Source organism: Schnuerera sp. (assembly GCF_035459645.1).
In the GTDB taxonomy this organism is placed as follows: Bacteria; Bacillota; Clostridia; order Tissierellales; family Tepidimicrobiaceae; genus Schnuerera.
Genome location: NZ_DATHXO010000206.1, coordinates 1 through 2749, shown reverse-complemented (window position 1 = coordinate 2749; position 2749 = coordinate 1). Strand labels below are relative to the sequence as shown.

Genomic DNA, 2749 nt, shown 5'->3' with positions numbered 1-2749 from the left:
ACTGCAGGCTGGCCTCTCACTTTGTTATTAACTCCTGAAGGAAAGCCCTTTTTTGCCGGAACTTATTTTCCCAAAAGAACCATGAGAGGTTTAACTGGTTTAATAGATTTATTAACAGAAGCAAAGGATACTTGGAAAGATAGGAAAAAAGACATTATCAAAGAAAGTAATTATATATTAAAAGAAGTAGATTCTAGATACAATAGTTATTCTAAAGGTAATATTGATAAAGATATATTAATAATTGCTAAAAAAGAGCTAGAAAATATCTATGATAAGGCTAATGGAGGTTTTTCATATAGACCTAAATTCCCATTGCCTCAGTATATACTTTTTTTATTGGAATATGGGTATAATTTAAAAGATGAAAAATCTTTAAATATGGCTAAAAAGACTTTAGATAATATGTATAAAGGTGGAATATTTGATCATGTAGGATTTGGATTCTATAGATATTCAGTGGATGAAAAATGGTTAGTTCCACATTTTGAGAAGATGCTGTATGATAATGCTCTTTTAGCTATTGCTTACATTAGAGCTTATGAAATTACAGGGGAACTTCTTTATAAAGATATTGGAGAAAAGATATTTGAATTTGTTTTAAGGGATATGACATCTGATATAGGTGGGTTTTATTCAGCTCTAGACGCAGAAACAGAAGGAGAAGAGGGGAAATACTACGTATTTGAATATGATGAAATTATAAATCTTTTAGGAGAAGAGTTCGGAAGATTTTATGCCAGTTATTACGATATATCAGAGGAAGGCAACTTTGAAGGGAAGAATATTCCAAATTTAATCGGGAAAAATCTAAATTCTATAACGGAATTTGATATGAATAAATTAAATAGTATGAGGGTTAGGATTCTATCCTATAGAGATAAAAGAATTAAACCTCATAGGGATGAAAAAATACTAACATCATGGAATGGTCTTATGATTGCTGCTTTAGCCTATGGGGGCAAAGTATTAAACAAGAATTTATTTATAAAAAAGGCAAAAGAATCGGCAGATTTTATAATATCTAATTCCATAGATAAAAAAGGGTACCTATTATCTACCCATATAGATGGAAAAAGTTATAATTATGGTTATTTAGAAGACTATGCTTTCTTTATATATGGACTTTTGACTCTTTATAAGGTAACTGAAGAAGAGGTTTATTTGGAAATAAGTAAAAAATTAAAGGATGATATGGTAAAGTTATTTTGGGATGAAAAAGATGGAGGATTTTATTATTATAGCCATATTTCAGAATCGTTAATTCTAAGACCAAAGGATTTTTATGATGGTGCTATTCCATCTGGTAATTCCTTTGCAGCCTTAAGCTTACAAAAATTATATAGGATAATAGAAGATGAAGAAATTTATGAAAGATTAAACCAAATATTTTATTCTTTTGGTGACAGTACCAACAAGAATCCAACTGCTTATATATATTCTATATTAGCATCTAGAATTTTTGATCTATAAAAATATAAAAGATATTTACTATTAGGAACTATTATGCTATACTGTAATATAATATTTTATAAAGTAAACAAAAACTATGACTTGGTAAAGTAGGGTATATATAGTATCACAGAGAGAGTTCAATTTGGTGAAATGGACTTATACTAGTATATTTGAAGTGCACTAAGGAGTTTTTAGTCGAAATGAAAGTAGACTTAAACGGCTGTTCCCGTTATTGAACTAGAGTATGTTGGTACTCGATTTAAGATGGGATTATACCCCAAGCAGAGTGGAACCGCGAAAGCAACCTTTTGCCTCTGTATATTAATTTATACAAGAGGTAAAAGGTTTTTTTATTGCAATTTCTAGGGCAATCTAATGATGTAAATTTAAAGAATAATAAATATATAGCGAAATTAGGAGGAGATAAAATGATATTTAATAATATTTATAAAACTATTGGAAGAACACCTTTAGTAAAATTAAATAATATGACTACAGAAGATATGGCAGATATATGGGTAAAAGTAGAATCTTTTAATCCAGGTGGTAGCATAAAGGATAGACCTATCTTATATATGCTTACAGATGCAGAAGAAAAAGGGATATTGAAAAAGGGAAGTACCCTTATAGAGCCAACTAGTGGTAATACTGGCATTGCTCTTGCTATGATAGGTGCAACAAAAGGTTATAATGTAATAATAGTAATGCCTGATACTATGAGCATAGAAAGAAGAAAGCTTATGGAAGCTTATGGAGCAGAACTAATATTAACAGAAGGAAAATACGGTATGAAAGGTTCAGTAGATTTAGCAAAAGAATTGGTTGCTAAGAAAGGATATTTTATGCCAGATCAATTTGGGAATATAAATAATGTAATTGCCCATTATGAAACAACTGGCGTGGAGATATTAGAAGACATAAAAGGAGAAGTAGACGCCTTTGTAGCGGGAGTAGGAACAGGTGGAACCGTTACTGGAGTAGGTAAAAAATTAAAGGAAAAAAAACTAGATACATTAATAGCTGCAGTAGAACCTAGTAAGTCCCAAATTTTATCAGGCGGCAATCCAAATAGTCATCGAATACAAGGAATAGGAGCTAATTTTATACCAGAAATATTAGATAGAAATATAATAGATGAAATTATCAAAGTTGATGATGAAGATGCATTTATATATTCTAAAAAGATAAGTAAAGAAGAAGGAATTTTTTGTGGAATATCTTCAGGCGCCAATATTTATGCTGCAATTGTTATAGCTAAAAGATTAGGCAAAGGTAAAAATGTAGTAACAGTTCT

Annotated in this window: 2 protein-coding genes and 1 other annotated feature; both genes read left to right on the top strand. The window is 30.1% G+C overall.

All coding sequences use genetic code 11. The features are described 5' to 3' along the window. Nucleotides 1–1473 (top strand): thioredoxin domain-containing protein (locus VK998_RS04890; protein WP_325226158.1); only part of this gene is annotated, 1473 nt, incomplete at its 5' end. Between the two features lie 67 nt (nucleotides 1474–1540). Continuing rightward, nucleotides 1541–1774: a binding site (T-box leader), on the top strand. 109 nt (nucleotides 1775–1883) lie between these two features. Further along, nucleotides 1884–2749, top strand: an 866-nt coding sequence (gene cysK / locus VK998_RS04885) for a cysteine synthase A (RefSeq protein ID WP_325226155.1), incomplete at its 3' end; no start/stop codon positions are given.